The sequence below is a fragment of the Brevibacillus sp. NRS-1366 genome (genome assembly GCF_050467985.1).
This window is the reverse complement of record NZ_JBITPN010000011.1, coordinates 230,045-256,181: the sequence shown is the minus strand read 5'-3', so window position 1 is coordinate 256,181 and position 26,137 is coordinate 230,045. Positions and strand designations below refer to the sequence as shown.

The following is a 26,137-nucleotide window of genomic DNA, read 5'->3' as shown; positions in this document are numbered from 1 at the left end:
AGCGTCCACCTCTGAGAAGCGTCATGGATCGGCTACTTTGGACGCGGTTTCCCTTTTTTCATGGAACCGTGCAGGGATGACCCCTCAGCAGGGGACCCAAGAAGCTGGAGCGTTTTCTCCCTTTTCCTCCTTCTCCGCCACAGCCTCACCGACCACTTAACCTAAGGACGCGGGCGCACTTCCCGCGTTTTTCTTATGAAACGACAAAATCGAAACGGAAATAGGAAATCGAAACTAGAATTGGATATAGATTAGACTCTTCGATATAATTCGATAAAAAGCATAGGTCGAAAAAACCAACTCTGATTTCCATTCAAGAAAATACTAAAAAAGAGTTTTATCTTGTGCTAATAATGTTCTTTAGGTATTCAATTGTCCGTATGGGGATATATGCAGGAAACGTTTACATTGAAAAGAATTTGAGAATAACTTGACCATATTCAAAAGCTCCTTAATAACCCAGAATGGACACTTTATCTGGCGGTTAGGGATTTTTTTTTGAACGTAGATTAGCTGATTTTCTTCATGGAGGTACGTAATATTGGTAAGTAAATTCTATTGGAAATGTATAGTAGGTGTTTTCATGTTTTTCTTTGTTTTCAGTATGGACGGGTCAATGTACAGGGCGAATGGCGAAAGTAATTTGATCATTAACCCAGATTTCGAGAAAGAAGTAGGTTGGGAGGATTGGGGTGGATTTTCCTATACATCGGATTTCAAGCATATTTACTCAGGTAATAAAAGTGCGATGATCAACAAAGGAGAGGGGGGCGCAGGAAACGCGATCATTGATAACGTTACTCCAGGACAAATCTACACGTTATCTGGCTTTGGTAAAGTTAGCGGCCAAGGTCAAGAAGGCATTTTGGGTATCGAATGTCTTGATCAAGAAGGCAAAAAAATTGTCGGTGGGAAATTTACGATTACATTTACAAACGACGAGTATCTGGAAAAAACGAAAACGTTCACAACGGTTGAAGGTACAGCTAAACTCCGAGTTTACCTATACATCATTACTGTCGTTCAAGACGGGGCTGCTTACTTTGATGAGTTAAGTCTGAAAAAATAAAGTGTACAACAAAATGTCAGACTAATAATAATGCGGCATTCCTATCTGCCGACTGGTTCAATACCCGGCAAGATCCTGGAGATATTTCTGTTTATGTCAACGAGCTGCAGGGCAAACGAATTAGCTATCAATTCGCGGACATAGGTCCATTATCCGATCAAGGCACCTTGGACCCCGCCAATTATGCCGGACTTGCACATTGGATTAAACATTCGAAGCAAGTAGCACCCAATCAGCAAATTATTGTCGTTTTAAACTATAACAAAAGAGTCATTTCTAATAAAAAAGGAGAGAAGGTAGCGAACACAGAATTCGGTACAGATACGTTTAACAAAAATATCAACTCTCTTGTAAATCTTTTCGTAAATAAAGGCTTACTGCTTGACGGAAATACTTATACAGCAGACGGCGTACATATAGATTTCGAAGCCTTTCTAAGAAATGATTCCGTATTACTTGGATCCTTAAAATATTTACGAACAAATGCTCTTGCAAGTAATCGCTACTTTTCCGTATCGGCCCCTGTTAACTTCACGCCTAACAAGACTTGGGACAGCGACTATATTAATGCTATTGCCGCTGTTGTTAATCAAGTTAATCCAATGTTCTATGACCAGATGGGATGGGGTTCGCCGATTGATAGCCCCGATGCTTATCGTTTGCTCTGGAAATCGGAAGTAAAGCGATACAGCGATGCTATTGGACAAACGGGACCTTTTCAAGAAAGAAGTCAGCTTGTTCCTTTGATGCCGTCCTATGAGCGAAGAATTGTAAAGGAAAATTTGATCATCTATCATGATCCCTACGTCGAGAACATGAACACTGCCATACTGGGATTGAAATCGGCTATAGCTGAAGGAGCTAATGTACACGGGGCAGGTATCTTCTGGTGGCCGACCTTTATTGGACATGACCCTTTCTTATATCCAGCTAACTATCATCTACTTGATCAGGATACCTGGATGAAGAATTGGGTGAATTCCATTTAGTAATGATCTCATTCACGAAAAAGTTCGTTGACGGGACCGTTTTTACCATATCGAGGGGGAAAAGAGGACACGCAGGTGATGCGGCGTCTTCTTTTTTTGCATGCTGTTCGAGTATAATATCGTTCGAATTATGGCTGGTCGAATCAAACGGTTGTCGATCATTATCGTAGTGTAAATGGACAAAAGACGAACATTGACAAATTAGTATTTGAAGTAGATCGGTTTTTATGTTAATTTAACACTTGTGAAAATTGATCGTTTAATTTGATTTTTGTGAGAGGGAGAAGAAAAACATGGAATGGAAAGACATTATTGCGGCTCTGAGTGTCGTATTAAACGGCTTGCCGCAAGGTCTGCTTGCGCTATCCTTGGGCTTTGCATCTGTACCGACTGCTTTGGCATTCCTGGTTGGTGCGGCTGGTAACGCTCTCACGGGTTCAGTCGCTGTCGTTTCCTATCAAGCCGAGACAATTGCTTTGGCTGGAACGATGGGAAAGAGCATGAGAGACAGGCTTTCGATGATTTTTGTTGGCGGAATGATTATGACCATTATCGGTCTGTTTGGCTTTTTGGAGAGAATTGTAGACTTTATTGGTCCGGTTATTACGAACGGGATGATGGCGGGCGTAGGAATCATGCTGGCACGTGTCTCCTGGGATATGGCGCGTAACAACATGCCGGTGGGCGCGACGTCGATGGCTACTGGATTGCTTACGTATTTCATGACAAAAGACTTGGTGTACACGGTAACCGTATCTGTTCTGATCTCTAGTGTGGTTTCGATTTTATTGAAGCAAGGAAGCTCGATCAAGCCACTTGCTAACGATCGCTTGGTCTTGCAAAGGCTGACGTTTTCCCCGGCTATCCTGCGTGGGGCCATGGCGATGGTCTGTTTGAATATCGGTGCCAATATCGCTTTTGGTCAAATTAACGGAGAAATCGCGAAATCAGATGTGAACATTGATACGCTCAGTGTAATTAGCAGCGTTGCGGATATGGTATCTGCGCTATTTGGGGGAGCCCCGGTAGAGGCCATTATCTCTGCTACAGCAGGCGCGCCAAACCCAGTTGCTTCTGGTGTACTGATGATGGTGCTGATGGCAGCCATTTTGTTTGCAGGTCTGCTGCCGAAGATCGGCCGTTATATTCCGAGTGAATCAATCTCTGGTTTTTTGTTTGTATTGGGTGCGATTGTAACCGTTCCTGGCAATGCTACTGCTGCTTTGACCACAGGAGACGCTTCGTCCGGTCTTGTAGGCGGTATGACGATGGTCGTTACGGCGATTTCCGATCCGTTCTTTGGAATGCTGGCGGGCCTATTGATGCGAGTATTGATTAGCTTTTTCGGAATGTAAGAAGGAAACAGGAGGGATTACGATGGAAAAAACGTATACGCTTGAAGTAGCAGGAGTGACGCGCAAATTGCCGATCATGCCGATTGCAGAAAATCTGAGCATTGCTAGTTTCGTGATTTTGGGCGATACCGAGTTGGTATCAGCCGCGGCGCCACTTTTGGCTGAAAAGCTGCCAGAGGTAGATGTTCTGATTACCGCTGAGGCGAAAGGTATCCCGCTCATTTTTGAGGTATCCCGTGTGCTCCAGATGAAAAAGTACTATGTTGCACGGAAGAGCACCAAACCGTACATGGATTCGCCGCTGATTAACGAAGTAGAGTCCATCACCACGCAGAAAAAACAAATTCTCTGTCTTGATGGTGCAGATGCCAGAGAAATTGCAGGCAAGCGAGTGGCGATTATTGACGACGTCATCAGCACCGGCAAATCATTGCAGGCCATCGAGGACCTGGTTGTGCAGGCTGGCGGAAATGTCGTGGCCAGAGCCGCCATTCTGGCCGAGGGAGATGCAGCAAAGCGCTCCGACATCTTGTTTTTGCAGGAGCTTCCACTGTTTCCGCATGAATAACCCAAAAACGAAATCCCCTTCTGGTTGGTTAGAAGGGGATTTTTGCTTTATCTTTTTGCTGTTTTACTTCAAAAGATAGACAGCTCTGGTAGCAACGATTCCTTTGGCGCTTTTGTCTTCAATCTTTTGTTCGACAAAAGGGATACCCGCTTCTTGCAGCCTGACTCGAACCGCATTGAAATGGTGGAAATCAACAAGCATGGTTTTGCCGTTGTCCTTGATTTCCTGCAACTGATTTTTGGCATACGAATTGATCATAAACTGTCCTACGGTATGAGCTGTACCGACGAGCAGCATGTTCGCCAAAAGAATGCCGACCAATATCCTGCTGATATAACGGGTCGCTTTCTTTTTCGCTTCCCATCCGGCGATCGCGATGAGAATGGGAATGAACCATAGCTGAGGAACATAACGTGCCCACCAGCTCTCTGGATTGATGATTACGGTGAGAAGAAGCAGACCGCAGATGAGAAGAAGTGGCTTTGCCTTCGCTCTGTCAGAAGTGAGCACCAAGATGAGGAGGAGGCAGGTTAGTAGAATGGCTCCACCAAAAAACGGCCCGAACCCAGCAACCCGGACATCGGGGGCGTAAAACGCTTTTAATTCCCCCAAGGTCACCGTAAATGGCCATTTCAGCGTCGTTTCATTCGGACTGGCAATATTCTCTGATTTGGCTAACAAGGAAATCCCCAGCTTATGCAGCGAATGAATCTCTTTGAAATCATGCGGACTATTCGACGTCATGATATCAACCGCTCCCCTGCCCTGAAGCGGATAAAAAGGGTGCCCTTTTGATAGAGTGTTGGTGATGTACGGATTGTAGCCTACAATCACGACTGAGATGAGCAGACTGGCAGCAAGCCAGCCAAACAGGTTCTTCCAGTTCTTTTGGCGATCAAAGAAAAAGAAGAGGACCAGAAGAGAGCATCCGAGCAAGACGGCATACACCAGAGCAGTAAACTTGATCTGGGCGAGCAGCATCAGTGATGCACACAGGGTGAGTAGAATCAGCCAATGATATCGTTTGAATAGCAAATAGCCAAGAGCGCAGATGATGAGCATGAGCGAGCCGAGCTGACCGTCAATATAGTAGGAGGTTGCCTGCGAAACCACGACAGGGTTTAGGGCAGCCAGCAGCGAGACGAGCACAGCTCTTCCATTTTTCTCAGGAATGGCAGTTAACATGGCGGCTGCGCTAAAGAAAAAGGAAGCGGCGATCAGGAGCAGATTGAAAATCTTGCCGATCTCAATCTGATTCGTCAGCTTGTACATGACGGAATCGAGCATCCAAGGCCCTTTGGCGTAATGATTGATCCAGAGATGAAAGGCGGTCAGGATCTCTTTATTATCCATTTTTTCAACCGGTTTGGGGTTGAGTGAGGCAAGCGGCTGATCATGAACGGGGTTCCAGCCATCTGTTAAAAGAAAGATTGCTTCCTGATGGTAGGTTTGACCATCAAACGAGAGATCGTAGGTATGGGCACTAATGTACCAACTGCTTCCTACGACGACTGCCAATCCGGCAAGTAGGGAGCAGAACCAGGCTTTGCGTCGGGTGGAAACGAATGCCGCAATTCCGCCAGCCAAAGAGGCCAAAGCAGCGGCTACCGCCACCCAAAAGCTAATGGCAGATACAGAGATACCAAGTAAAAACAAAATAGATGTGCTAAGCACGATGCCTGCCATAAACAACAGCAAGGTCATCCCTATTAAAAACGAATACGTACCTGTACGGCTTTTCATATACATTGTCTCCTGTCTACGAACCGAGAATTCCGGGGATAAGCTGAGACAGTAGATGCAGTAGTGTTGCGAGCAGTATGCCGAGTACCAGTCCTCCAGCAATTTCCCACCGAGTATGTCCCATGCTTTCGCGATGCGGCTTGGTTCCTGCCCCATCCGGACGTTTGTCTGCTAGCTGATTGAGCGCTGCAGCATGTTTGCCGACGGCTCTGCGCAATCCAGTAGCGTCAATGATAATAATAAACGTCACAGCCACTCCCAACCCAAAAACCGGGTGTGAAAATCCTTCCTGCAATCCAATCAGAAACACAGTCGTCACCATAACGGTGGTGTGCGTACTGGGAAAGCCCCCGTTGCCAACCATTTTTTTGGCTTCTTTTCCAAAGCGCAGATAGTTAATCAGAAACTTGATAGTGCCTGACACGAGCCAGCCAATAAACGGCGCCAACGCATATAACATGAAAAAACTCCTTTGAAAGATTGTAAAAACTTATTAAACATCTCGTATTACGACTGCGAAATTACGATGACCCCTATTACAATAATGGCCAGACCAGCAATGCGCGTGAGGGACATCGGCTCATGAAAAATAAGAAAGGAAAGTCCGGCAACGAGAACATACCCGAGCGCAGCCATCGGATACGCATAGGAAAGCTGGACTTTTTCCAGAGCAGCGATCCAGATAAACGCAGAAAGCCCGTATAGGGCAAGCCCAGCCATAATAGGCAGGTTGGTAAAGTAGTGCAGGAACTTCATGAACAGCATGTCATTTTTTCCGCCCAGCGAGGAGGCGCCCATTTTCATGGCGATTTGCCCGCATGCACTGAGGATTACCGAGACGATGATGAGAACGAGTGATGGCATAGCTAGATTCACAACCTGTCTGTGCAATTATGTTTCAAACATGTAGATAATCCCGGCTACCGTAATGACATAGAGCAAAACAGTGATGAGAATAGGCTTGTCCTGAATCAAAACCTTTTCAGGGCTGCCTCCCTTGTCGGTGATCGTAATCAGATAGAGATAGCGAAAAATACCGAAGATCACAAACGGAATGGTCCACATCAGTTGAATCGTGCGGCCCGACGTGAAGGTAAACAGGGAGTAGCTAATAATCGTTGCCGAGGTGACGATGGTATTAAGCTGATTTAACAATTCAGAGGAATAGCTGTCCAATACCTTCCGATGTGTGCCTTTTTCTGTCTGCAGCAAGTGAAGCTCATGGCGCCGCTTGCTAATCGCCAGAAAGAGCGCGAGGAGCATCGTGCACAGCAAAAACCACGGTGTAAAGGGCGTTTGGATCATCAGACTGCCCCCGATCGCACGCAAAACAAATCCGGCTGAGATGATCATGACATCCAGAATCACCACATGCTTGAGCTTCAGGGAGTAGGCGATGTTCATCACAAAATAAAGAGTCAAAACTACCCCGAACAGTCGATCAAAATAAAAAGCGGTAATGAGCGACCCGGCTAGCAGTACGACCCCAAACCCTAGCGCCAAAAAAGGAGGCAGTGCCCCTGAAGCCATCGGACGAAACTGCTTTTCGGGATGATTGCGATCATTTTTGATATCTACAAAGTCATTTAAGATGTAGACACAGCCTGACACGAAACAAAAAAGCAGGAAGGCGATCAGTGATTTTCCAATCACATTGGGACTCACTTTGTGCAGGGAGAACAGCAATGCGGCAAAAACGAGCAGATTTTTCGTCCATTGATGCGGACGGAGCTGGCGAATAAGCAGAAAGACGATATTTTGTGCTACTGTTGACTTGGCCTTGACGTCTACTTTAACGGAATTAGATGTTGCCCCCATATGTCTCTCCAATCAAAAAGAATCGTGTACCGTAAGAAATGACGGAAAATGTAAAAAGAATGTTACACCTGATCTATGGTATCACAAAATGTTGTTCAAAATGACGAATCATAAGGGACAGTTTGTGAGAATCCTCTACCTATTTATGGCATGAGAATGACCCCTGAGCTTGTGAGTTTTTTGTGAGTATGGAATGATAGCATGGATGGACTCAAGTTCGGTGGGTGGTGAGTGGCTTTTGAAGACGTGGAAGTACCTGAAGTTCATCGGAATCTGTTTGACCTTCTCTATCTCCATCGTGACGTTTTTTAGCATCTATATCCAGACTATACCGGTTAAAAACACGCCGCCCGCCAAGAAGGGTGTACTAGATTTGTCCGGCTGGGACTTTCACGAAAAGGGACCGGTCAGCTTAGATGGTGAGTGGGAATTTTACGAGGGACAGCTTCTAGGGCCAGATGATTTTCACAGGAAAGAACGTACAGATGCCTCCTATTTAGCGGTCCCTGGAACATGGAAAGGGAAAAATGAAACAGGCGGAATGAGCAGAAAGGGTTTCGGGACGTATCGGCTAAAGGTAACCGTGAGTGACACGGATGAAATATATGGGATCAAAATGCGAAATGTTCGGATGTCTCATCTGCTGTATATCAATGGTCGGTTAGAGGGAGCGAGTGGTCATCCTGGGGAAAGTATAGAGGCGCATAAGGCAGGGAATACCCCGTACAGTACCTATTTTCACACAGATACACGTGAAGTGGAAATGATTATTCAAGTCGCCAACTATATGTATATCACAGGGGGAATCATTAACTCGATCCAATTCGGGTTAGATAGCGATATTTCGATGCTTAATGGGATACAGCTAGGCGCGGACATCGCGGCCGTGATCATTCTTGTGATCTTGGGTATTTATCATCTCAATTTCTACTTTCTGCGAATGAAGGAAAAAGCGTATTTGTTCAGCGGACTCTATATTTTGACAATCATGGTTGGGCAACTGCTTTACGGTGAAAAGGTATTGCTTCGTTTTTTGCCGATGATTCCGTTTGATCTGGCGTACAAGCTACAGGACCTCAGTGTCTATGTGAGTGCAGTCGAGTTGATCTGTTTGTTCTACTTGATGGATCGCAGGGTTATGCCTCTCAAAAGAATAAAGCAAATCATTGCTCCTTTGGGGATATACATCGTTTCCATTATCATCCTGCCTTATCCTGTTCATAGTGAGTATGAATATCTTTTTTTGATCTATTTAGAAATTCTTTTTTTGTATATCTTGGGCAGAATGATCTTTTTAATGAATCAAGACCGCGAGCAAGATCCGTCCAAGAGAAAAGAAATTCTGCTATTTTTCAGTGCCAGTGGATCTCTCCTTCTCTTTTTAACAGACGGGATTTTGTATTCGGAGAATATCGTATCGACGGATTTGGTAGGGAAAATGAGTTTCATCACATTCATAACCTTGTATAACATTCTTTTGGCTGTACGTTTCACGACAGCATTTGAAAAGACGGAGACGCTTTCTCAGCAGCTGGCTGTATCCAATCAGCTCAAGGATGAATTTTTGGCGCATACCTCCCACGAGATGAAGACACCGCTGCATGGCATTCTAAACATTACTTCACACTTGCTCGACGACGAGGAGGGGACGCTTTCAGCGGGGCAAAAGCAAAATCTGTGGCTAGTCAAGGACACCTCCATCAAGCTTTCCATGTTGATTCACGACCTGATTGATGTCACTCGACTCAAACACGGACAGCTACGTTTGCACCTCGGCGTCGTCGATGTACGGGTCGTCACGCAATTTGTCATGGAAGTGCTGCAATTTGAGTTGTTGGGAAAAGAAGTGCATCTGGATAATAAAGTGGGTGCAGATGTATGGGTATATGCTGATGAGAATCGGTTGCGACAAGTCCTGTACAACCTGGTCCATAATGCAATTAAGCACACAGAAAAGGGCTCGATTCGGGTAGCATCAATTGTTACAGAGACGACGGTTACTATCTATGTGGAGGACACGGGTACAGGGATCACCCGCGATCAGCACCAGACAATTTTTGAGTATTTTGAACAGGTGGACCAGCCCCTGCCGCAAGATGGTTATACAGGCATGGGAGTCGGTTTGTACATTAGTCGGAAGCTGGTCGAGCAAATGAATGGAGTAATTCGAGTGGACTGGTCGGAGGTAGGGAAAGGGACACGAATGATGTTTTCGTTGCCTAAAGCGACGGCGTTGCAGGCAAACCGCGAAACAGCAGTCACCAGCATGGGGCCTACACGTATCATGCATTCGGATGCTCCGCTCGACATTTTAAAAGAACACGAGTATACCATTATGATCGTGGACGATGAGGCTTCCAATATTCATACGTTGCTCCATATTTTAAAAAGGCACAGATATAATGTGATCACAGCATTTTCAGCAAAAGAAGCCATGGGTAAAATGAATCAGTATATGAAGGTAGATCTGGTCATTTTAGATGTGATGATGCCTGGAACTTCTGGGATTGAACTGTGCTGCATGCTGCGCAGTCACTATTCTATTCTCGAATTGCCCATACTATTTGCCACAGTCAAGGATACACCGCATGATATTGCGTTAGGTTACCGGGCGGGGGCGAATGATTATGTGACCAAGCCGTTCGATGGCGAGACGCTGATGGCCAGAATACAGACATTGCTCGCCATGAAGACATCGATTCGAGAGGCGATTCATAACAAACAAGCTTTTTTACAGGCGCAAATCAAGCCGCATTTCCTCTACAATGCACTAAGCAGTGTCGTTTCCTTTTGTTATACAGACGGTGAAAAGGCAGCTCATTTACTGTCCATGCTCAGCCAGTATTTACGATACATACTGGAGATGGATCGGAGCAGGCTGTTTGTCCCCCTCTATCGTGAAATGGAGCTGATAGAGGCCTATGTCGAAATCGAGAAAGCGAGATTTGGGGAGCGATTCGATTACTTCGAGTATGTAGATGAAAGCATTCAGAATAAAAATATCCCTTCTTTGTGCATTCAACCATTTGTAGAAAATGCTATTCGTCATGGTCTTTTCGAGAAAAAAGGGCGCGGTAAGGTGACGCTGACGATTCGTGAGGGTGAAGGCTACATTCAAGTCGTGATCGAGGATGATGGTGTCGGAATGCCTGATGATCTTCTTAATCAGATGACGAAGGAACAGCGAAAACGTGGCGGCATCGGCATCCAGAATATCCGGAAGCGTTTGGACTCAATCCCAGGGGCTGTTTTATCATTTCGCTCTGAGCAGGGGCGCGGAACCACAGTGACCATGTTTATCCCGGTCAATCACGATGAGTCGGATGCGGTAGACGAAGAAAGGAGGGACAGGTTTGTTTAAGGTAATGATTGTGGAAGACGAGCAACCCATTCTCGATTTAATGAAGCATGTGATCGGGCAAAACCCTCACTACACCATTGTCGGTGCATTCACCTCACCAGTGGAAGCATTGTCTTGTTTTCCCGATCTTTGCCCGCATGTCGTTTTTCTGGATGTGGAAATGCCGAGGATGAATGGGCTGGAGCTGGGGCGCAAGATCTATGAGTTGTCCGAACAGACCAAGATCGTATTTACTACGGCCTATAGGCAGTATGCGCTGGATGCATTTGAGGTGTATGCTTTCGATTATATTTTGAAGCCGGTAACACCAGCGGCTATTGACCGGGTGACTAATCGTTTGATCAAGCAGCATCCAGTCGCTACGGAGTCCGTACCAAGACTCCGCCAAGCTGACATTGGCTGCTTTGGCGGTTTCGAGATTCGCAATCCGGATGGTTTACCGGTTCGATGGCCAACCAAGAAGACCGAAGAATTGTTTGCGTACTTCCTTTGCTACCCAGGGCGCGATATGAGCAAATGGCATTTAACGGATTTGCTGTGGTCAGACATGGATGAGGAAAGAGCGACGCATAATCTGCACAATACGATGTATCGGTTAAAAAAGCTGATGAAAGAACAAGGCATTAGAATGGATATCCAAAAGACAAGTGAAGGGTACATGCTTCTGCCATTGCATCAAATGTACGATGTGTTAGCGTTTCAACAATACGATGTTGCCAATAGGGCGGGGGAGCAGGATGCAAGCCAAGCGGAAGAGCTGTGCTCCATTTACAGAGGAACACTGTTAGAAGGAAAGGATTATCTCTGGAAAGCTTCTTTAGAAGAAGGGTATAGCAAGCAGTACACTCAGTTGGTGGGTACCTTGGTCGAGCATGATGTCGCGCAGCGCGATTTGCAGCGGGCTGAAGAGCGACTGGAAGCGTACTTGAAGCTGTATCCCCTGGATGAAGCCATGAATATGAAATTACTGGACATCTATGCGCGTAGCGGACAACATCAAAAGATCGCACTGCATTATGTGAGATTCACAGAAGGCTATCGGCTTGAGCTGGGGATAGAGCCGCCTCTGAAAATGCAAAAATGGGTAGCGCCTTATCTTGCCTAATCTCTAATAAATAACGATATGGATAACAGAAAGAGATCGTTCTTTCTGTTTTTTTTGTGCTCAAAAAGGGCGGCGTTGCGAGAATTTTGTGAGAATAGTTTGATACGATTTTCATAGCAAGGAGGGTGAGGACGAATAATGGAAATCACTGTTCTGACAGTCGGAAGAATGAAGGATCATAGCTTGAAGGAAGGGATAGAGGAGTACAGCAAGAGTCTAGCGGTCTACTGCAAAATGCAAATCGTTGAGATTCCGGAGGAAAAGCTGTCTGATAAAATAAGCGTCTGCGAAATAGACCGGAGCAGGCAGAAAGAAGGCGATCATATTCTTTCTCGGCTAACACCAGAACAATACGTGATGGCGCTCTCTATGAAAGGGAGAATGTGGACGCCTCAAAGGCTCTCCATGGAGCTTGACGATTTGACGGCAGGCGGCCAAAACCGGATCGCCTTTGTAATTGGCGGAGTAAATGGCTTGTCAGATGCCGTGCTGGAGAGGGCGAACGAACAGCTCACATTTTCCCAAAGAGTGTTTCCCCATCAGTTAGCCCGATTGGTTTTGCTAGAGCGTGTATATCGAGCATTCCGCATCAGTTTGGGAGAAACAATCTGAATAAACTTGACATGTGAAAAAGAGAAGTACGAAAAAACGCAGCTAATTGCAGAACGAGTGCAATAGCTGCGTTTTTTGTAGCATGAACAACTTCACTAGTTGATTTGCGGTACGGGCTGGACGCTCTTCTTCCGTGCGTTGAGAATGACGTTGATGATGACGATTACCAGCACCATCAGCTGCGGCACTGTGGTTTCCCAGTTCGCATAGATGCCCAGAACGGGTACATGGAACAAGTAATCAGAGCTGTGCACCGAAAGACGTCCCGTAACCTGGAGAGCATGTATACTGACACCGACAAACTTAAAGGCCATGTAGTAGAGCAAAAGACCAGCGACCAGAAAAAAAGGGCGAACAGGAATCCGCGAGCTGAGTCTGATGATGGCATAGCCGATGACAGCCAAGATGAGGAGTGCGCCGACAATTCCTACAACCAGATCGGTCAAGGATATCGTTGCTGCCATACCCATGTAAAAGATGATGGTTTCCGCTCCTTCGCGAACGACAGCGAGAAAAGCGGTAAACGAAAGCGACCACAAGGCGCCTTTTGCCAGAGAGGCACCAATGGATTGCTCCACAAAGCGATTCCACGTGTGCAGGTTTGATTTTTTGTGGAGCCAAGCACCAATTGTCAGCATGAACAAAACGGCGATGAGGCCAGTCACACCCTCGATTGTTTCACGTGAGCTGCCCGTTGAGAGGTTGGAGAAGACGATGCTCAGGACAACGGCAAGAACAGCGGAGGCAACGACCCCGATGGCTGCACCAGACCAGATCCATTTTCGTTTACCCGCATTGCCGGATTTGTTCAGGAACGTCAGTAGCGAAATAATTATTAAAATGGCTTCGAGTCCTTCGCGCAGCAAAATCAGCCCGGCATCCCAGGCAGTATAGGAAGACGCAGTCGCAAACGGCGAAAGCTCGCTTTTCAACTCAGAGAGAAGGCTCGATGCTTTTTCCCACTTGGGTGGATTGGACAGAATCAGTGTTGGGATGGAAACCATTTTGGCTTCGACGCTGCTGTACGTATCCGGTGATTTTGTCATGACCACACCTTCTACAGAGGGCCAAGTGGAGATAAAGGTTTCCATTTTGCCCGCAGCGCTATCGGCATCCTGATTCGCAATGTCAGTCTCCACAGACGCCAGCAGTTCCAAAAGCGAAGAGATGGAGGGCTCTACGGACGAGGCTGATGCATTTGCAGCCTGCTCGGCAGCTTTGCCAGCGAGGTAATCCTCTACTGTTGTGATGAGTGCCTGCACCTTCTCCGTACTTTTTTGCGGATCAGGGGGCTCTGTGTTCAAAGCGATCCGGGCACCACTGATCTTGACTTCCATATCTCCGTATACAGCAGCGTTTTCCGCGCGGACGAGGTTTTCTGCCTTATACCAGCCTGTGACGAAGCTATTGTATGATTGCTTGGCTCCTGCCCAGTCCCCAGAGTTGACAGCGTCCATGCTTTTTTTCAGGAACGGAAGTAGGAGAGCGATTTGTTTGTGTGCTTTTTCCTTCGGCGCTCCTGCATCTTCCTTGGAAGTGACAAAGCGGTCAGCTGCTTTTGCCAGATTGGAAATGGTAGCGACAGCCGTCTGGGGGTTTGTCTTTACTTCGGCGAGAGCTCGTTCTGCTTCTGTTAGAGCTGTCGTTAACGTTAGGGCTTCGGGAGAACTGTCATTCGTGTTTGTTTCCCAGAGGGCTTTCATACTTGTTACAGCTTTCGTGACTTCATCCCAATTTTCGTCTCCGCTGCTGATCAGAGCGTCGCTGGATAATGCGATCAATTGTTTGAGCTGATCAGGCTGCAGTGCTTCGGCATAAGCAGCCTGCAGGCCGGACGTCATCAGCAGGAAGCACATACAGACGATGAAAAAATAACGTTTCATGGTGTTCACTCCATCCCCGCTTGTTGGTTAAAATAACGTGTCCCCGATATATCCGCCCTCGCTTGCACCAGGCAAACACGCGTACAAACCACTGCCAACATGGGTGATATATTCATTAAGCAAATCGACAGTAGCCAGCTTCTGTTGCATCGGAATGAACTGCTTGCGTGGATCGCGATTGAAGCAGATGAATAAGAGCCCGGCATCCAATTGCCCAGTCTTGATGTCCATTCCGCTAGAGTATGAGTAGCCGCGGCGCAAGATTTTTACCTTTCCATCCATATGCGCCAAGGCAACGTGAGAGTTGGCTGCAATGACCGGCTTGCCAGCAGAATCTTTGCGATCTAGCTCGAGATCGTCGAATTCCCCTGATTTCCCGAGTGGTGCACCAGACTGACGATGTCTGCCAAAGGTGTTTTCCTGATCGTCCAGAGAGGAGCGATCCCAGACCTCGATGCGCATGCGGATTCGACGCATGACCATATAGCTGCCACCAGCCATCCATGTAGGATCATCTGCTGAGCCTGCCCAAACAATTTCATCAGATACTTTAGGATCACTGACCGGTGGGTTGTTGGTTCCATCCTTGAAGCCCATCAAATTGCGCGGAGTCGAGCCTGATGGGTCAGCTGCGCTTGTACGCTGGAAGCCGTCTTGCAGCCAATGCAGCACCGCTTTTCCACGGGCAATACGTGCTAGATTACGCAAGGCATGAAAGGCGACCTGGGGATCGTTGGCGCATACTTGTACGACGATATCTCCACCAGACCATTCCTTGCGAATTTCATCACTGTTAAAGCGGGGTAAATCGACCAAGGGAGCAGGTCTTTTGCCAGCCAGACCAAAACGCTCATCGAAGAAAGAAGCGCCAAGTCCAAATGTAATCGTCATGCGCATCGGACCAAGACCCATACTTTCGCCTGTATCGACAGGAGGGAGATGAGGATTGTCGCTCTCATCATCGACATTTTTGCCGGCTGAGAGGCGCGCTGCTGCACTTGTCCAGCTCTGAAACAGCTTGCGCACATCGTCGAGTGAGGTAGTGGTTAATTCAAAAGCACCCATGCAGATAAAATCCTGCATAGGCGTAGTGATCCCTGATTGATGTTTTCCGTAAAAAGGGATAATCCCATCAACAGAAGCTGGGGCAGGGGAAGCTTTTTGTGCTGTGGAGGTGGATGGGAGCAAGGTTTTCATTCCCCCCGCCCCCAAGAGCAAACCGATTCCGCCCATTCCTGCCAGCTTCAGAGCGTCCCGACGTGTTATTTTCTTGTTGGCCGTTTCTTCGAGACGTTTTGTATCCATGTAGTTATCCCCCTATAATGGTTCCCATTTTGGATAACGGTTCAGCTAAGGCATCAATCGCCTGGCTTAACTTTTTGACTTGGTCTTCTTTCAACTCGGTGTATAGGACATAGCCACCGTCTTTTCGATAAGGAGCGAGAGCAGCATCAAGGTCACTGAAACGGGTTTCGATTTCTTTCGCCAGTGCAGCATCTTTTGCTTCTATGGAAGCTTTCAGTACTTTAAAGATTTCATTTGCTCCCTCTACGTTAGCGGCAAAATCATAGAGGTCTGTGTGGGAGTAGCGCTCTTCCTCGCCTGTTACTTTGCTTGAGGAAACCTCGTTCAGCAGTTCAACAGCTCCGGTTACGAGCATTTTTACATCAATATCTACGCTTTCTACTTTTACGCGGAGCTGTTTCACGTCTTGGAGCAGTTGGTCTGCTATTTTCTCTTGGTCAGCAACCGACTTGGTTTCCCACAGCGCCTTTTCTAGCTTGTGGTAACCGCGCCATTCGTTATCAGGAACATCACCTTCGCGAGCATCAATCCATGGGTCGAAATCTCCAAGGGACTCAGCGATCGGTTCGATTTTTTCAAAGTAAGTGCGGGCTGGAGCGTATTCCTTTTTCGCTTTTTCCATATCTCCGGCTTTGACGGCATTGGTGAAGCTCTCCGTTGCTTTTACAAACTGATCTGTTTGGGAGATGACCCATTTCTGGTATTCATCAATAGAAGCTTGCAGTTCTGGAGTAACGGCAGAAGCGGTAGCAGACTGATCGGTAGCAGCAGGCTTGTCAGGCTGGGCTGCCTCCGGTTTTTTCTCTTCTTTTTGTGCTTCTCCACTTCCGCATGCGGATAGCAGCAGGGAAGACCCCAATACAACTGCAGATAACGGATAAACCCATTTGTTACTCATTCGAAAACATCCCCTCATCATATAAGTGCTGATTTATATATCGAGAATAAAAATCATTATCAGTCAGAAAATAAGTTACTCCTTTCTTGGAAGGTTTGCAATATTTTTTTGAAAAAAGGAGGGGTAATATTTTTGGAAAGGGAATGGCTGGAGAATAGCAGAAAAAAACCGTCGGCGGTTCGACGGTTTTCAATCAGTCAAGTATTTCATTAAAATCGTTTCCACATGGAGAAGGTGATCCTTCATTCTGGACTGGGCCAGCTCCGGCTCTTTCGCTTTGATCGCTTCGAAAATGGCTTGATGCTCCTGATAAAACTGTTCTGAGACAGAGCGGTTTGAGTAGATTTCTACCCGTCGCGTCTCGCGGATCGCAATCTCCATCTGTGTGGAAATCGTTTCAAAGAGGCGCACCATGATCGAGTTATGCGTAGCTTTGGCCAGTGTCAGATGAAAAAGCAGATCCGTGCGTTCGCCGATCTCTTCGTCACCAGCATGCTGGGCCATTTCTTGCAGAATGTTTTCAAGTGCCAAAATGTCCTGGTCGTCTCGCTTGAGTGCTGCGATCGCTACGTTAGATACTTCCAGTGACTTCCTCGCCTCCAGCAGATCGAGAATGGTCTGTTTATTTGTCAGCAGGTTTTGCAGGTCCGGCAGGAAGTCTTGGGCGGCAAAAGGTACGCTTTTTACCGTACAATTGCCGCCCTGACGTATATCAATCAGGCCCATTGCCTTCAATGCGCTCAAAGCTTCACGGGTAGTAGAGCGACCGACGCCAAACTGTTCAGACAGCTCTTTTGTCGAGGGCAGCTTGGCTCCGGGCTGTAATTCACCGCTCAGGATAAGCTGTTTGAGTTGTTCCGTGATGTGTTCGTAATGGTTTTTCTTCGCTAGCTTAGAGAGGTCCATTTCAACACTCCTGTACAATCCGTTATCCATCTACAGCCATTGTAACATAAGCAAAGGAGGGTGCAGTGCAGCATGCTGAACGCTTACCCGACCAACAACGCAAAGACAACGCCGGGCCCATGGACGCCGATAGTCAGATCGTTTTCAATATCGGCTGAGCGACTTGGCCCTGAGATGAAGTGGATACCTGCGGGAAATTGCTCACGCTCTTTACCGTCATATTCAGTCATGACTTCACCCAGCTTGGTTTTGAGACGATCAACAGGGAGAATGGCGATGAATACTGTAGGGAGCAAGCTGACGGATCGTCCTGTATCCCCGGAAGAGGTGACCACGACTGTTCCTGTATGAGAAACACCATGATCGACGATGGAAATTCCGATATCAGCACTTGCTGCTTGTGCGAGCAGAGCGTCCCGGTTGGCTGGATGCCAGACGGTAAAGTGGGACTCGGGCAGCTTCTCAGGCAGGCCAAGTGCCAGCAGCTCAGGCTGATTTTGCAGAATCAGCTCACGCGCTTTGAGCTCGGTCGCTTTCTCCACAATAAATTGCTTGGCTTCCTCCATCGTAGAGAAACGAAAAGAGTGGCCCCCTGCCTTTTTCCAGTTTTCGCAGAACAATTCGATTCTGTCCTCCTCATCGAGCTCATAGCCCTGCCAGAAATCGGGAGCCCCTTTGAATGGATGACGCGGCGCTTCCGTAGACATCGGACGCCCCAAGCGATTCGTGATGTTTTGGATGAATGCTTTTTGCTGATCACTCATGATGGGCAGCTCCTTTCGCGCGACGGCGCAACACTTCTTCTAAGCGGGATTTCGTGGATGCATCCATGTCACTCTGATTTTGACGAAGCTCTTGATCGAGTGTTTTCCACTGGTCGCGGAAGGAGTGCGTCGGCAAACCCGGAGTATGGCGATATTGGTTCCAGCCCTTGAGGGGTCCGAGCTTTATCTTGATGACGTTGTCTTTTAGGACCAGCTTTTGCCCCAGCTTGCCGAGCTTCAGTACGCGCCGCAGCCGTTTATGATTGGACATGACATAGCCGAAGCCCTTCATGCCTATAGCTTCTTCAGGGGCGGTGTGCCCTGCTTTTACTTTGCGATTGCGCAGGTAGACGAGCATATCATGCAGCGGAATTTTGACCGGACAGGCTTCATAGCAGGCTCCGCACAGGCTGGAGGCATTGGCGATGTCATCCCATTCGGCGACGTTTTTCTGCAGCGCTGGCTTGAGAACGGCGCCAATCGGTCCGCTGTACGGCCCGCCGTAGGAGTGACCGCCGATGTGTCGATATACCGGGCAAGCATTCAGACAGGCGCCGCAGCGAATGCAATTGAGCAGCTCTTGAAAGTCAGGATCGCCTAGCTGCAATGAGCGACCGTTGTCTACGATGATGATGTGCATCTCTTCCGGACCGTCGCTATCGACCGAGCGGCGTGGACCACTGATGCCTGACATGTAGACGGTCAGCTTTTGCCCGGTGGCAGAGCGGGGGAGCAGTGTAGCCATGACCTCGAGATCATCCCAGGATGGAATAATTCGTTCCATGCCCATCAGTGTGATTTGTGTTTTAGGTACGGTGCTGACCATGCGGGCATTGCCTTCGTTTTCAAAAAGAACGATAGAGCCGCTCTCCGCAACGGCAAAGTTGCAGCCAGTCATGCCGATATCTGCCTCAAGGAATTTTTCGCGCAGCTTTTTTCGCACAAAGCCAGCCAAAATGGTCGTATCGGGAGGGAGTGTTTCCCCTGCTTCCTTGGATAAAAGCTCCGCGATTTGCACCCGGTTTTTGTGGATGGCGGGAATGATGATATGGGACGGAGCTTCGTGTGCCAATTGAATGATGTATTCACCCAGATCGGTTTCGATCGATTCGATGCCCTGTTGTTCTAACGCTTCGTTGATATGCAGCTCCTCGGATACCATAGATTTCGATTTGACGACGGTGCCCGCCCCGCGCTTTTTGGCGATGTCCAGCGTGATCGCGGCAGCTTCTTCGGCGGTATAGGCAAAATGGACATGAACGCCGTTCGCCCGGGCATTATCGATGAACAAATTGAGGTAGTAGTCGAGATGGGCAATGGTGTGCAAGCGGATTTGCCGACCTCGCTCGCGCCATTCCTCCCAGTTTCCTTGTTCGCTGGACGCGGATTTTTTCCCGTCACGTAAACGCTCTGTCGTGTATTTAACAGCATTGCGGAGAAACTCGTCATCTAGAGCCAGCTTCGCTCTGTCTATTACGGAGGTGCCTTTAGCGGTGCGCATTGCCCTTCACTCCTTCGTAAAGTAGTTCAGCCAAGTGCATGACACGTACAGGTTTGCCGCGGAAGTGCAAGTTGCCGGAAATGTTGAGCAGACAGCCGAGGTCAAGTCCGACCAGCACTTCTGCTTCCGTTTCCAAGATGTGATCTGCTTTTTCCGTTACCATCGCGCCCGAAATATCACACATTTTCACTGCAAAGGTACCACCGAAGCCGCAGCAATCCTCGGCAAAAGGAAGCGGGACAAGATCCAGTCCGTTGACCTGCTGCATCAATTGAAGAGGCTCATTCTTGACTCCGAGCAGGCGGCTTCCGTGGCAGGAGGGATGATACGTCACCTTGTGTGGGAAAACGGCACCGACGTCGGTTACGCCTAGTACGTTTACGAGAAACTGAGTAAACTCATACGTTTTATCGCGTAGCTGCTCCGCTTTTTTACGCAGGACGGGATCATCTTCAAACAGTTTGGGGTAGTAATGATGAATCATGCTTGTACAGGAACCGGATGGAGAAATGACGAAATCGCTGTCGTCGAATGCCTCCAGTAATGTTTTGGCCGAGGTCCGGGCTTCTTCCCAGTACCCGCTGTTAAAGGCAGGCTGACCACAGCAGGTCTGTCCTTCTGGAAAATGAACGTTTACCCCGTGCCGTGCAAGGAGTCGAACCATGGCTTCCCCTACACGAGGATACAAGGCATCGCTTAGACAGGTAATAAAAAGAGAGACTTTCACGATTCCACCTTCTCCTATTGTCATGAATTTACTTATCAGCTTATCATACAAGTTTGGGGTTGAATAGTCTGAAAAGTCAGCAATAAACAATTGGCATGAACAAGCCAGCGAATGAATTTCGATTCATCGAAAACCGGAAAGAGTACGATGTAGCTGATATCTTCCGGATTGCCGTGATATGGCAGCGTAGGGGTTGAGGTTGCCAGGAAGCTTGTGTACACTGTTCGTAACTAAGGATTCGTCGTATAAAGTGAGTAAAGAGGGCGTTGCGAATGGCGAGGCAGAAATTACATATAGATGAGTTGTACGAGGTGACAGGCAAGATCCTGATTGAAAAAGGATACGCGGGTTTCCATTTCAAGCTCGTGTCCGATCAACTGAACGTCAGTCGCAGTACGATTTATGAATACTTTTCAAATAAGGATGAACTGATCGCGTCGCTTATGGTTCATTTAATGGATACGATCATGGCTGAATATGATGGTTTGGATCATGGGGAAGCGCCCTTGAAAAGATTGCGGATGATTTTTGATTCGTTTATGAAATACGCGCATATTCATCAAATTTTGCTGTTTGCTCCCTTTGTAAATAGAGAAGCAACGGCGACTGTCAAAAAGGCGATGACTACACTGCGCCAGCAGCATCACACGTTAAATCGGATGCTGACAGATGTGATTGATACTTGCAAGGAAGTCGGCTCGATTCGTGCGGATATTCCGAGCTCACTGGTTGCCGGACTGTTGTTTCAAGCCATTCAAATACCAAAAAACCGTGATATCCCAGAAGCTGAATGGAACAATCTGATTTTTACGGTGATGCTGGAAGGGTATGGGGTGCCAAAAGGATCAGCGATACTGCATCATGAACAGTGACACGAGTTTCGGTAGGTTCAAAACATAACGCCGACATTTGTGTCATTAATTTTTTTGTCCTATCCGGCACTTGTGTCAAAAAAGTTTTTTCCCGATTTGAAAGGATCACTTGGTGAAAATGAAACCAGCTGACACACCGACGACACAGACAAGAAAAAAAGAATCGTATAATCTACATATGCATTCCCATTCATAGCAGGCCCATTAAAAATAGCGCAGACGGCCGTTTGCTGTTAACTCAATAATTCCGAACGTTCGTTTTTTGTAGAACCCATTTATCGCTTGGTGGATTGATAGGCGAGGAAAGAAGGGATACATTGTGAATCAGGTCAAACGAGGCTTGACGGTTCTGGCCTCAGTCATGCTGCTTGGTTCTTGCAGTCCAGCTGCTCCAAAAGACACGGAAGCCGGAGAGCCTGCCGGAAAACGCGTTGTGGTTACTCAGGCAAAGGAAGACTCGATGATCCAGACTTCCAAATGGTCGGGTGTGCTTGTACCCGGCGAGGAGACATTGGCGTCCTTTGAAACAAGTGGTCGGATCATTTCCCTGGCGGTTGAGGAGGGAGATCATGTTACGCTGGGGAGTCTGCTTGCCAGCGTGGATGATCGCGATCTGACTCTGCAGGCAGAGAGTGCTGTGGCTTCCATGCAACAAGCAGAGGCACAGCTCGCTCAGGTTACGAATGGCGCTCGCGACGAGGAAATCATTCAAGCCCAGAATGCACTGGACAAGTCGAAAGTGAGCTTGGACAAGGCAAATATGGATTTGCAGCGATCTGAGGAGCTGTTTCGTCAGGGGGCCCTGTCGAAAAACGACCTCGAATCCGTGCAAAACCGCTCCGCTCTCGCTCAAAAAGATTGGGAAAATGCCCAGCAGGCTTACGCACTCATCAAGAACGGGCCGCGTCAGGAAGTCAAACAGCAAATGGCAGGGCTTTACCAGCAGGCAGTAGTAGGGCAGCAGCGTGCGGCGCTGTCACAGTCGAAGGCGAATCTGATTGCCCCCATCACCGGAGTCGTGCTGGAAAAAATGACGGCTGTCGGACAGCTGGCATCGGCGGGGAGTGCGGTTTACCGAATTGGCAACGTCGATGAGCTGCTAGTGAACTTGTCCATTCCCGACCGCGAAGTTGGCTTGTGGAAAAAGGGAGACCAGATAAAGGTAAGCCTGTACGGACAAGAGCGCGTTGGCGAGGTAGTGAAGGTGCTGCCCGCAGTCAGCCAGCAGAGCGGAACCGTTTCTGTGGAGGTGCAGATTCCCAATCCAAAGCGCGATTGGCTCGTCGGCCAGGTAGTCACAGCAATCCATGAGCACACTGGTCCAAAAGGTATTCTTGTCCCGGTAGAGGCTGTGCTGAGCAAGGGAGAGAAACAGCCGTTTGTGTTTGTTGCTAGGGAGAATCGAGCAGTGAAAGTCCCTGTTACACTGGGGACGATCGCCAATAACCGGTTGCAAATCCAGTCCGGTCTATCGTTGGGGGAGCTGGTCATTACCAAGGGAGCGGATCAGCTCTTTGATGGAGATGCCCTTGATGTGATCGCAAGTGAGCAGCCATGATCGAGTTTTTTATTCGTAAACAAAAGATTACGCTGCTGTTTTTTATCATGGTGATTCTCGTGGGGATTCTGAGCTTTTTTCAGCTTCCACACCAGGAGCTTCCGGAGATTGCCGTCAATCGGGCATCTGTCACAACACTGGTGCCCGGGGCTTCCGCAGAACGCATTGAGCAGACGGTCACCAAGGAAATAGAGGTCAGGATCAATGAGATTCAGGGCCTCAAGTCTATCATTTCGCGTTCGCAGCCGGGCATTTCTGTCATTACATTGGAAACCAATAACGGAGTGGACCCCAAAGAAAAATGGGATGAGCTGCGAATCAAGGTGAAGGACGCAGAAGCCTTCTTACCTATAGATGCCAGACAGCCGGTTGTCAATGATGATATGGGCAGGATGTTTGCCCAGACGTTTATGATAACAGCGGATTCATTTGCCATGCTTGAGGAATTGCGGGATGCGATGAACGTCTGGAAAAATCAGCTGGGCAAAATTCCCGGTGTCTCCCAGGTGATCATCGAGGGATTGCCCGATCAGGAAGTGCAGATCAAGCTCGATCCGCAAAAGCTGCAAGCTGAAAAACTGACATGGGCTCAATTGCAGGCGGGAATCAAGGCAGCTAATGAAACGGCGCCGCTCGGCAATTACACGATCGACTACCGTACCTATGAGCTGAAAATGACCGAGCTAAAAGATGTAAAGGCGTTGGAGCAGGTCGTTGTCGGCTACGGAAAAAGCGGGAATCCGATCTATTTGCAGCAGGTAGCCGATGTTAACCGTGCGACCAAGGATGCTGACTATCGGGTCTATCACAACAACAAGCCGGCGATCACCATCAGTTTGCTGGCAGAAGGGAAAACGAATATCCCGACTTTGCAAAAAGGAATCGATGCAAGAGTAGAGCAGCTGAAGAAAGGTCTGCCTGTGTGGGCCAAGGCTGAATCGCTCTATACTCAAAACGAGCGCATCCATGAGATTTTCAGCGACTTATGGCGCGAAATGCTGATTGCAGTTGTGGCCGTGCTTATCGTTTGTACACTGGGGCTTAATTTTACGACCTCGCTCATGGTTGCTCTGGCGATCCCGATTTCGCTTGCGACGGGAATGATCTTCCTTCCTTTCTTTGAAGTAACCTTGAACCAGATTACGATCGTGGGATTGATCATCGTACTGGGGATTCTCGTGGACGATGCGGTAGTCGTGAATGACAATATCGAGCGCCGCCTGGTCAAGCTGGGAGAAAAACCGCATCGAGCAGCAGCCATGGGTGCAAAAGAGGTTTCTATTTCGATTGTAACCGCTACGATGGCTACCGTCGCATCGTTCGGTCCGCTTCTTTTTCTGAGCGGTAGTTCCGGTGCATTCGTGCGTCCGCTCCCGGCCATTATCATTGTGTCTATGATCGCGTCGATGGTCATGTCGCTGACGATCATTCCGATTTTTCGGCGGTGGAGTGAAGAGCGCAGGCGGACCAAGCTCGATGAACGTAAGCCTGCAGGCCTGTTGGGTAAACAACTGATGCAGTTCTCTTTTTGGTATTCGAAAAAAGTTCTTCCTCGCTTGCTGAAAAAACCGTTACTCACAGGGATGACGGCAGTTTTGATCAGTACGATGGCTTACTTTTTGATTCCTTTGACGCCAATTGAGCTCTTCCCGGCGGCGGATCGCGATGTGCTGCTGGTCAACGTCAAATTACCGTACGGCAGCAGTCTGGAGGAGACAGATCGTGTCATGAAGCAGGCGTCCCAGGGGTTTTCCAAAGCAGAGGGCGTTTGGAATGTGAGCGCCTATGCAGGAGGAAGCGCACCCAAAATTTTTGGGAGCAACACAGGGGCAGGTAGCGGTGTGAACTTCGGACAGCTGATTGTTCGCTTTGACAAGGAGGCGACGACGGCCAAAGCGTTGCAAGGTGAAACCATGGCCGCAATTCAAAAAGAATTTCCGGAGGCAGTCCTCTCGGTGCGCGAGCTGCAAACTGGTCCGCCAGTAGGCAAGCCGGTGGTGATTCGGGTGTCAGGTGAAAATATAGGCACCTTGCGCGAGCTGTCGCAGAAGATCCAGGAGCTGATCGTAAAAGTACCTGGCATATCTGAGGTACAAGATGACCTCGGAGTGGATCGTTATTCGCTTGCTTTTGAAACGAACCAGGCGATGATGGAACAGCATCGTGTGACAGCGGCCGATTTGTCTCGCACTCTCCGCTTGGTGAGTGAGGGCATCAAGGTAGGAGAATTTGACGACGGCAAGCAGCTGACGGACATCATGCTCTATATGCAAAAGGATGAGCAGGCAGGAGAGGATGCAATCCAACAACTCTATGTCCCCAGTGCAAAAGGCGAGCTGATCCCGCTCTCTTCGCTGGTTACTGTCTACCCTTCGTTCAGCGTGCAAAATATCCCGCACAAGAACCTCGACCGCACGATCACGATTACGGGTGAGGTGAATGGGCGCACAGCTACGGCGATGATGAAGGAGATCAAGCCGATGCTGGCCCAAATGCCTTTGCCGGACGGCTATTTCCTGGAGTATGACGGAGAAACCTCGGCGCAGGTGGAAGTATTTATCGATATGGGCAAGCTGTCGGTTATTGTGGTCTTTCTGATCGTGATATTGATTACGATGCAATTTTACTCGCTGCGCATTCCGCTGCTCGTCATGAGCACGGTTTATCTGGCCATCTCAGGCAGTCTGATCGGCCTGTTCGTGACGCGGACACCGCTTGGCTTCATGACGATGATGGGAATCGTCTCTTTATCAGGGATTGTAGTGCGCAACGGGATTGTTCTCGTCGAGTTTATCGAGCAGGCACGCAAGCGTGGTCTGGCATTGAGGGACGCGGTCATCGAAGCTGGAGAAGCCCGGTTCAGACCGATTGTACTGACCTCGATGACGGCGATTGCCGGACTGATGCCGCTCGCCATAACGGGAGATGAGCTGTTTAAGCCGCTGGCTGTGACGATCATTTCTGGTCTCTTTTTTTCGACGATATTTACCTTGGTCGTGGTTCCTTCGTTCTATACGGTCATGGAGCAACGACGGATGAAGAAAAAGGAGAAGCGAAATCAAAAGCTGGCAAAGAGTATAGAAGGTTAAACGCTGAAGCTCAT

The 26,137-nt window shown here is 48.2% G+C and carries 21 protein-coding genes; 10 read left to right on the top strand and 11 right to left on the bottom strand.

Annotation, left to right across the window (positions count from 1 at the left end):
• Positions 1 to 541: 541 nt before the first annotated feature.
• From ACIFQN_RS06710 to ACIFQN_RS06695, 4 genes are all read left to right on the top strand, one after another.
• Positions 542 to 1,069: a carbohydrate binding domain-containing protein gene (locus ACIFQN_RS06710; protein ID WP_429832274.1), complete on the top strand. Its 528-nt coding sequence runs from the start codon at positions 542 to 544 to the stop codon at positions 1,067 to 1,069.
• A 167-nt stretch (positions 1,070 to 1,236) separates the two neighbouring features.
• A complete protein-coding gene (locus tag ACIFQN_RS06705; RefSeq protein WP_429832273.1) occupies positions 1,237 to 2,058 on the top strand; it encodes a hypothetical protein in 822 nt (273 codons plus the stop codon).
• Between the two features lie 293 nt (positions 2,059 to 2,351).
• Complete coding sequence (locus ACIFQN_RS06700; protein ID WP_429832272.1) at positions 2,352 to 3,413, top strand: NCS2 family permease; 1,062 nt, start codon at positions 2,352 to 2,354, stop codon at positions 3,411 to 3,413.
• A gap of 22 nt (positions 3,414 to 3,435) precedes the next feature.
• Positions 3,436 to 3,981, top strand: a complete 546-nt coding sequence (locus ACIFQN_RS06695; RefSeq protein WP_429832271.1) for a phosphoribosyltransferase family protein — start codon at positions 3,436 to 3,438, stop codon at positions 3,979 to 3,981.
• 63 nt (positions 3,982 to 4,044) lie between these two features.
• Here the strand turns inward: ACIFQN_RS06695 and ACIFQN_RS06690 are convergent, their stop codons facing one another.
• The 4 genes from ACIFQN_RS06690 to ACIFQN_RS06675 are packed head-to-tail and all read right to left on the bottom strand — an operon-like array spanning position 4,045 to position 7,542.
• Positions 4,045 to 5,724, bottom strand: a complete 1,680-nt coding sequence (locus ACIFQN_RS06690; protein WP_429832270.1) for a hypothetical protein — start codon at positions 5,722 to 5,724, stop codon at positions 4,045 to 4,047.
• A gap of 16 nt (positions 5,725 to 5,740) precedes the next feature.
• On the bottom strand, positions 5,741 to 6,184 hold the full coding sequence (locus tag ACIFQN_RS06685; protein WP_429832269.1) for a divergent PAP2 family protein: 444 nt from the start codon (positions 6,182 to 6,184) through the stop codon (positions 5,741 to 5,743).
• Positions 6,185 to 6,231: 47 nt separating this feature from the next.
• Positions 6,232 to 6,588, bottom strand: coding sequence for an SMR family transporter (locus tag ACIFQN_RS06680; RefSeq protein ID WP_429832268.1), 357 nt, complete (start codon positions 6,586 to 6,588; stop codon positions 6,232 to 6,234).
• Positions 6,589 to 6,615: 27 nt separating this feature from the next.
• Positions 6,616 to 7,542, bottom strand: a complete 927-nt coding sequence (locus ACIFQN_RS06675) for a decaprenyl-phosphate phosphoribosyltransferase (protein ID WP_429832267.1) — start codon at positions 7,540 to 7,542, stop codon at positions 6,616 to 6,618.
• Positions 7,543 to 7,780: 238 nt separating this feature from the next.
• Between ACIFQN_RS06675 and ACIFQN_RS06670 the strand changes: the two genes are divergently transcribed.
• From ACIFQN_RS06670 to rlmH, 3 genes are all read left to right on the top strand, one after another.
• The gene (locus ACIFQN_RS06670; protein WP_429832266.1) at positions 7,781 to 10,903 is read left to right on the top strand and encodes an ATP-binding protein; all 3,123 of its coding nucleotides are present in this window, start codon (positions 7,781 to 7,783) and stop codon (positions 10,901 to 10,903) included.
• A complete protein-coding gene (locus ACIFQN_RS06665) occupies positions 10,896 to 12,008 on the top strand; it encodes a response regulator (protein ID WP_429832265.1) in 1,113 nt (370 codons plus the stop codon). Before ACIFQN_RS06670 ends, ACIFQN_RS06665 begins: the two co-directional genes overlap by 8 nt.
• Positions 12,009 to 12,146: 138 nt before the next feature.
• On the top strand, positions 12,147 to 12,620 hold the full coding sequence (gene rlmH, locus ACIFQN_RS06660) for a 23S rRNA (pseudouridine(1915)-N(3))-methyltransferase RlmH (protein WP_429832264.1): 474 nt from the start codon (positions 12,147 to 12,149) through the stop codon (positions 12,618 to 12,620).
• A 95-nt stretch (positions 12,621 to 12,715) separates the two neighbouring features.
• On the opposite strand, the gene ACIFQN_RS06655 is transcribed toward rlmH, so the two are convergent.
• The 7 genes from ACIFQN_RS06655 to ACIFQN_RS06625 form a co-directional block, all read right to left on the bottom strand.
• Positions 12,716 to 14,503, bottom strand: a complete 1,788-nt coding sequence (locus tag ACIFQN_RS06655) for an FTR1 family iron permease (RefSeq protein WP_429832263.1) — start codon at positions 14,501 to 14,503, stop codon at positions 12,716 to 12,718.
• A 27-nt stretch (positions 14,504 to 14,530) separates the two neighbouring features.
• Positions 14,531 to 15,808 (bottom strand): iron uptake transporter deferrochelatase/peroxidase subunit, encoded by a 1,278-nt coding sequence (gene efeB, locus ACIFQN_RS06650; RefSeq protein ID WP_429832262.1) that lies wholly within the window; start codon positions 15,806 to 15,808, stop codon positions 14,531 to 14,533.
• A 4-nt stretch (positions 15,809 to 15,812) separates the two neighbouring features.
• The gene (efeO, locus tag ACIFQN_RS06645) at positions 15,813 to 16,706 is read right to left on the bottom strand and encodes an iron uptake system protein EfeO (RefSeq protein WP_429832261.1); all 894 of its coding nucleotides are present in this window, start codon (positions 16,704 to 16,706) and stop codon (positions 15,813 to 15,815) included.
• Between the two features lie 189 nt (positions 16,707 to 16,895).
• Entirely contained in the window at positions 16,896 to 17,612 is a 717-nt protein-coding gene (locus ACIFQN_RS06640; protein WP_429832260.1) for a FadR/GntR family transcriptional regulator, read from the bottom strand.
• Positions 17,613 to 17,695: 83 nt separating this feature from the next.
• Positions 17,696 to 18,376 carry a LutC/YkgG family protein gene (locus ACIFQN_RS06635; protein ID WP_429832259.1) on the bottom strand — a complete coding sequence of 227 codons (681 nt, stop codon included), beginning with the start codon at positions 18,374 to 18,376 and terminating at the stop codon, positions 17,696 to 17,698.
• Positions 18,369 to 19,877, bottom strand: a complete 1,509-nt coding sequence (locus ACIFQN_RS06630; RefSeq protein ID WP_429832258.1) for a LutB/LldF family L-lactate oxidation iron-sulfur protein — start codon at positions 19,875 to 19,877, stop codon at positions 18,369 to 18,371. The genes ACIFQN_RS06635 and ACIFQN_RS06630 overlap by 8 nt, the downstream gene beginning before the upstream one ends.
• Positions 19,864 to 20,604 (bottom strand): (Fe-S)-binding protein, encoded by a 741-nt coding sequence (locus tag ACIFQN_RS06625; protein ID WP_429832257.1) that lies wholly within the window; start codon positions 20,602 to 20,604, stop codon positions 19,864 to 19,866. The genes ACIFQN_RS06630 and ACIFQN_RS06625 overlap by 14 nt, the downstream gene beginning before the upstream one ends.
• Before the next feature lie 272 nt (positions 20,605 to 20,876).
• Here ACIFQN_RS06625 and ACIFQN_RS06620 point away from each other — a divergent pair, with 272 nt between their 5' ends.
• The 3 genes from ACIFQN_RS06620 to ACIFQN_RS06610 all read left to right on the top strand — a co-directional run bounded on the left by ACIFQN_RS06620 (position 20,877) and on the right by ACIFQN_RS06610 (position 26,123).
• Positions 20,877 to 21,476, top strand: coding sequence for a TetR/AcrR family transcriptional regulator (locus tag ACIFQN_RS06620; protein WP_429832256.1), 600 nt, complete (start codon positions 20,877 to 20,879; stop codon positions 21,474 to 21,476).
• A 319-nt stretch (positions 21,477 to 21,795) separates the two neighbouring features.
• Complete coding sequence (locus ACIFQN_RS06615) at positions 21,796 to 23,034, top strand: efflux RND transporter periplasmic adaptor subunit (RefSeq protein ID WP_429832255.1); 1,239 nt, start codon at positions 21,796 to 21,798, stop codon at positions 23,032 to 23,034.
• Positions 23,031 to 26,123, top strand: coding sequence for an efflux RND transporter permease subunit (locus tag ACIFQN_RS06610; RefSeq protein ID WP_429832254.1), 3,093 nt, complete (start codon positions 23,031 to 23,033; stop codon positions 26,121 to 26,123). Before ACIFQN_RS06615 ends, ACIFQN_RS06610 begins: the two co-directional genes overlap by 4 nt.
• Positions 26,124 to 26,137 lie beyond the last annotated feature (14 nt).

Excerpts from the sequence above, each read along its gene's own strand:
- ACIFQN_RS06700 (WP_429832272.1), top strand. The coding sequence starts at position 2,352 with ATGGAATGGAAAGACATTATTGCGGCTCTGAGTGTCGTATTAAACGGC.
- ACIFQN_RS06695 (WP_429832271.1), top strand. The coding sequence starts at position 3,436 with ATGGAAAAAACGTATACGCTTGAAGTAGCAGGAGTGACGCGCAAATTG.
- ACIFQN_RS06690 (WP_429832270.1), bottom strand. The coding sequence starts at position 5,724 with ATGAAAAGCCGTACAGGTACGTATTCGTTTTTAATAGGGATGACCTTG.
- ACIFQN_RS06685 (WP_429832269.1), bottom strand. The coding sequence starts at position 6,184 with ATGTTATATGCGTTGGCGCCGTTTATTGGCTGGCTCGTGTCAGGCACT.
- ACIFQN_RS06680 (WP_429832268.1), bottom strand. The coding sequence starts at position 6,588 with ATGCCATCACTCGTTCTCATCATCGTCTCGGTAATCCTCAGTGCATGC.
- ACIFQN_RS06675 (WP_429832267.1), bottom strand. The coding sequence starts at position 7,542 with ATGGGGGCAACATCTAATTCCGTTAAAGTAGACGTCAAGGCCAAGTCA.
- rlmH (WP_429832264.1), top strand. The coding sequence starts at position 12,147 with ATGGAAATCACTGTTCTGACAGTCGGAAGAATGAAGGATCATAGCTTG.
- ACIFQN_RS06655 (WP_429832263.1), bottom strand. The coding sequence starts at position 14,503 with ATGAAACGTTATTTTTTCATCGTCTGTATGTGCTTCCTGCTGATGACG.
- efeB (WP_429832262.1), bottom strand. The coding sequence starts at position 15,808 with ATGGATACAAAACGTCTCGAAGAAACGGCCAACAAGAAAATAACACGT.
- efeO (WP_429832261.1), bottom strand. The coding sequence starts at position 16,706 with ATGAGTAACAAATGGGTTTATCCGTTATCTGCAGTTGTATTGGGGTCT.
- ACIFQN_RS06640 (WP_429832260.1), bottom strand. The coding sequence starts at position 17,612 with ATGGACCTCTCTAAGCTAGCGAAGAAAAACCATTACGAACACATCACG.
- ACIFQN_RS06635 (WP_429832259.1), bottom strand. The coding sequence starts at position 18,376 with ATGAGTGATCAGCAAAAAGCATTCATCCAAAACATCACGAATCGCTTG.
- ACIFQN_RS06630 (WP_429832258.1), bottom strand. The coding sequence starts at position 19,877 with ATGCGCACCGCTAAAGGCACCTCCGTAATAGACAGAGCGAAGCTGGCT.
- ACIFQN_RS06620 (WP_429832256.1), top strand. The coding sequence starts at position 20,877 with ATGGCGAGGCAGAAATTACATATAGATGAGTTGTACGAGGTGACAGGC.
- ACIFQN_RS06610 (WP_429832254.1), top strand. The coding sequence starts at position 23,031 with ATGATCGAGTTTTTTATTCGTAAACAAAAGATTACGCTGCTGTTTTTT.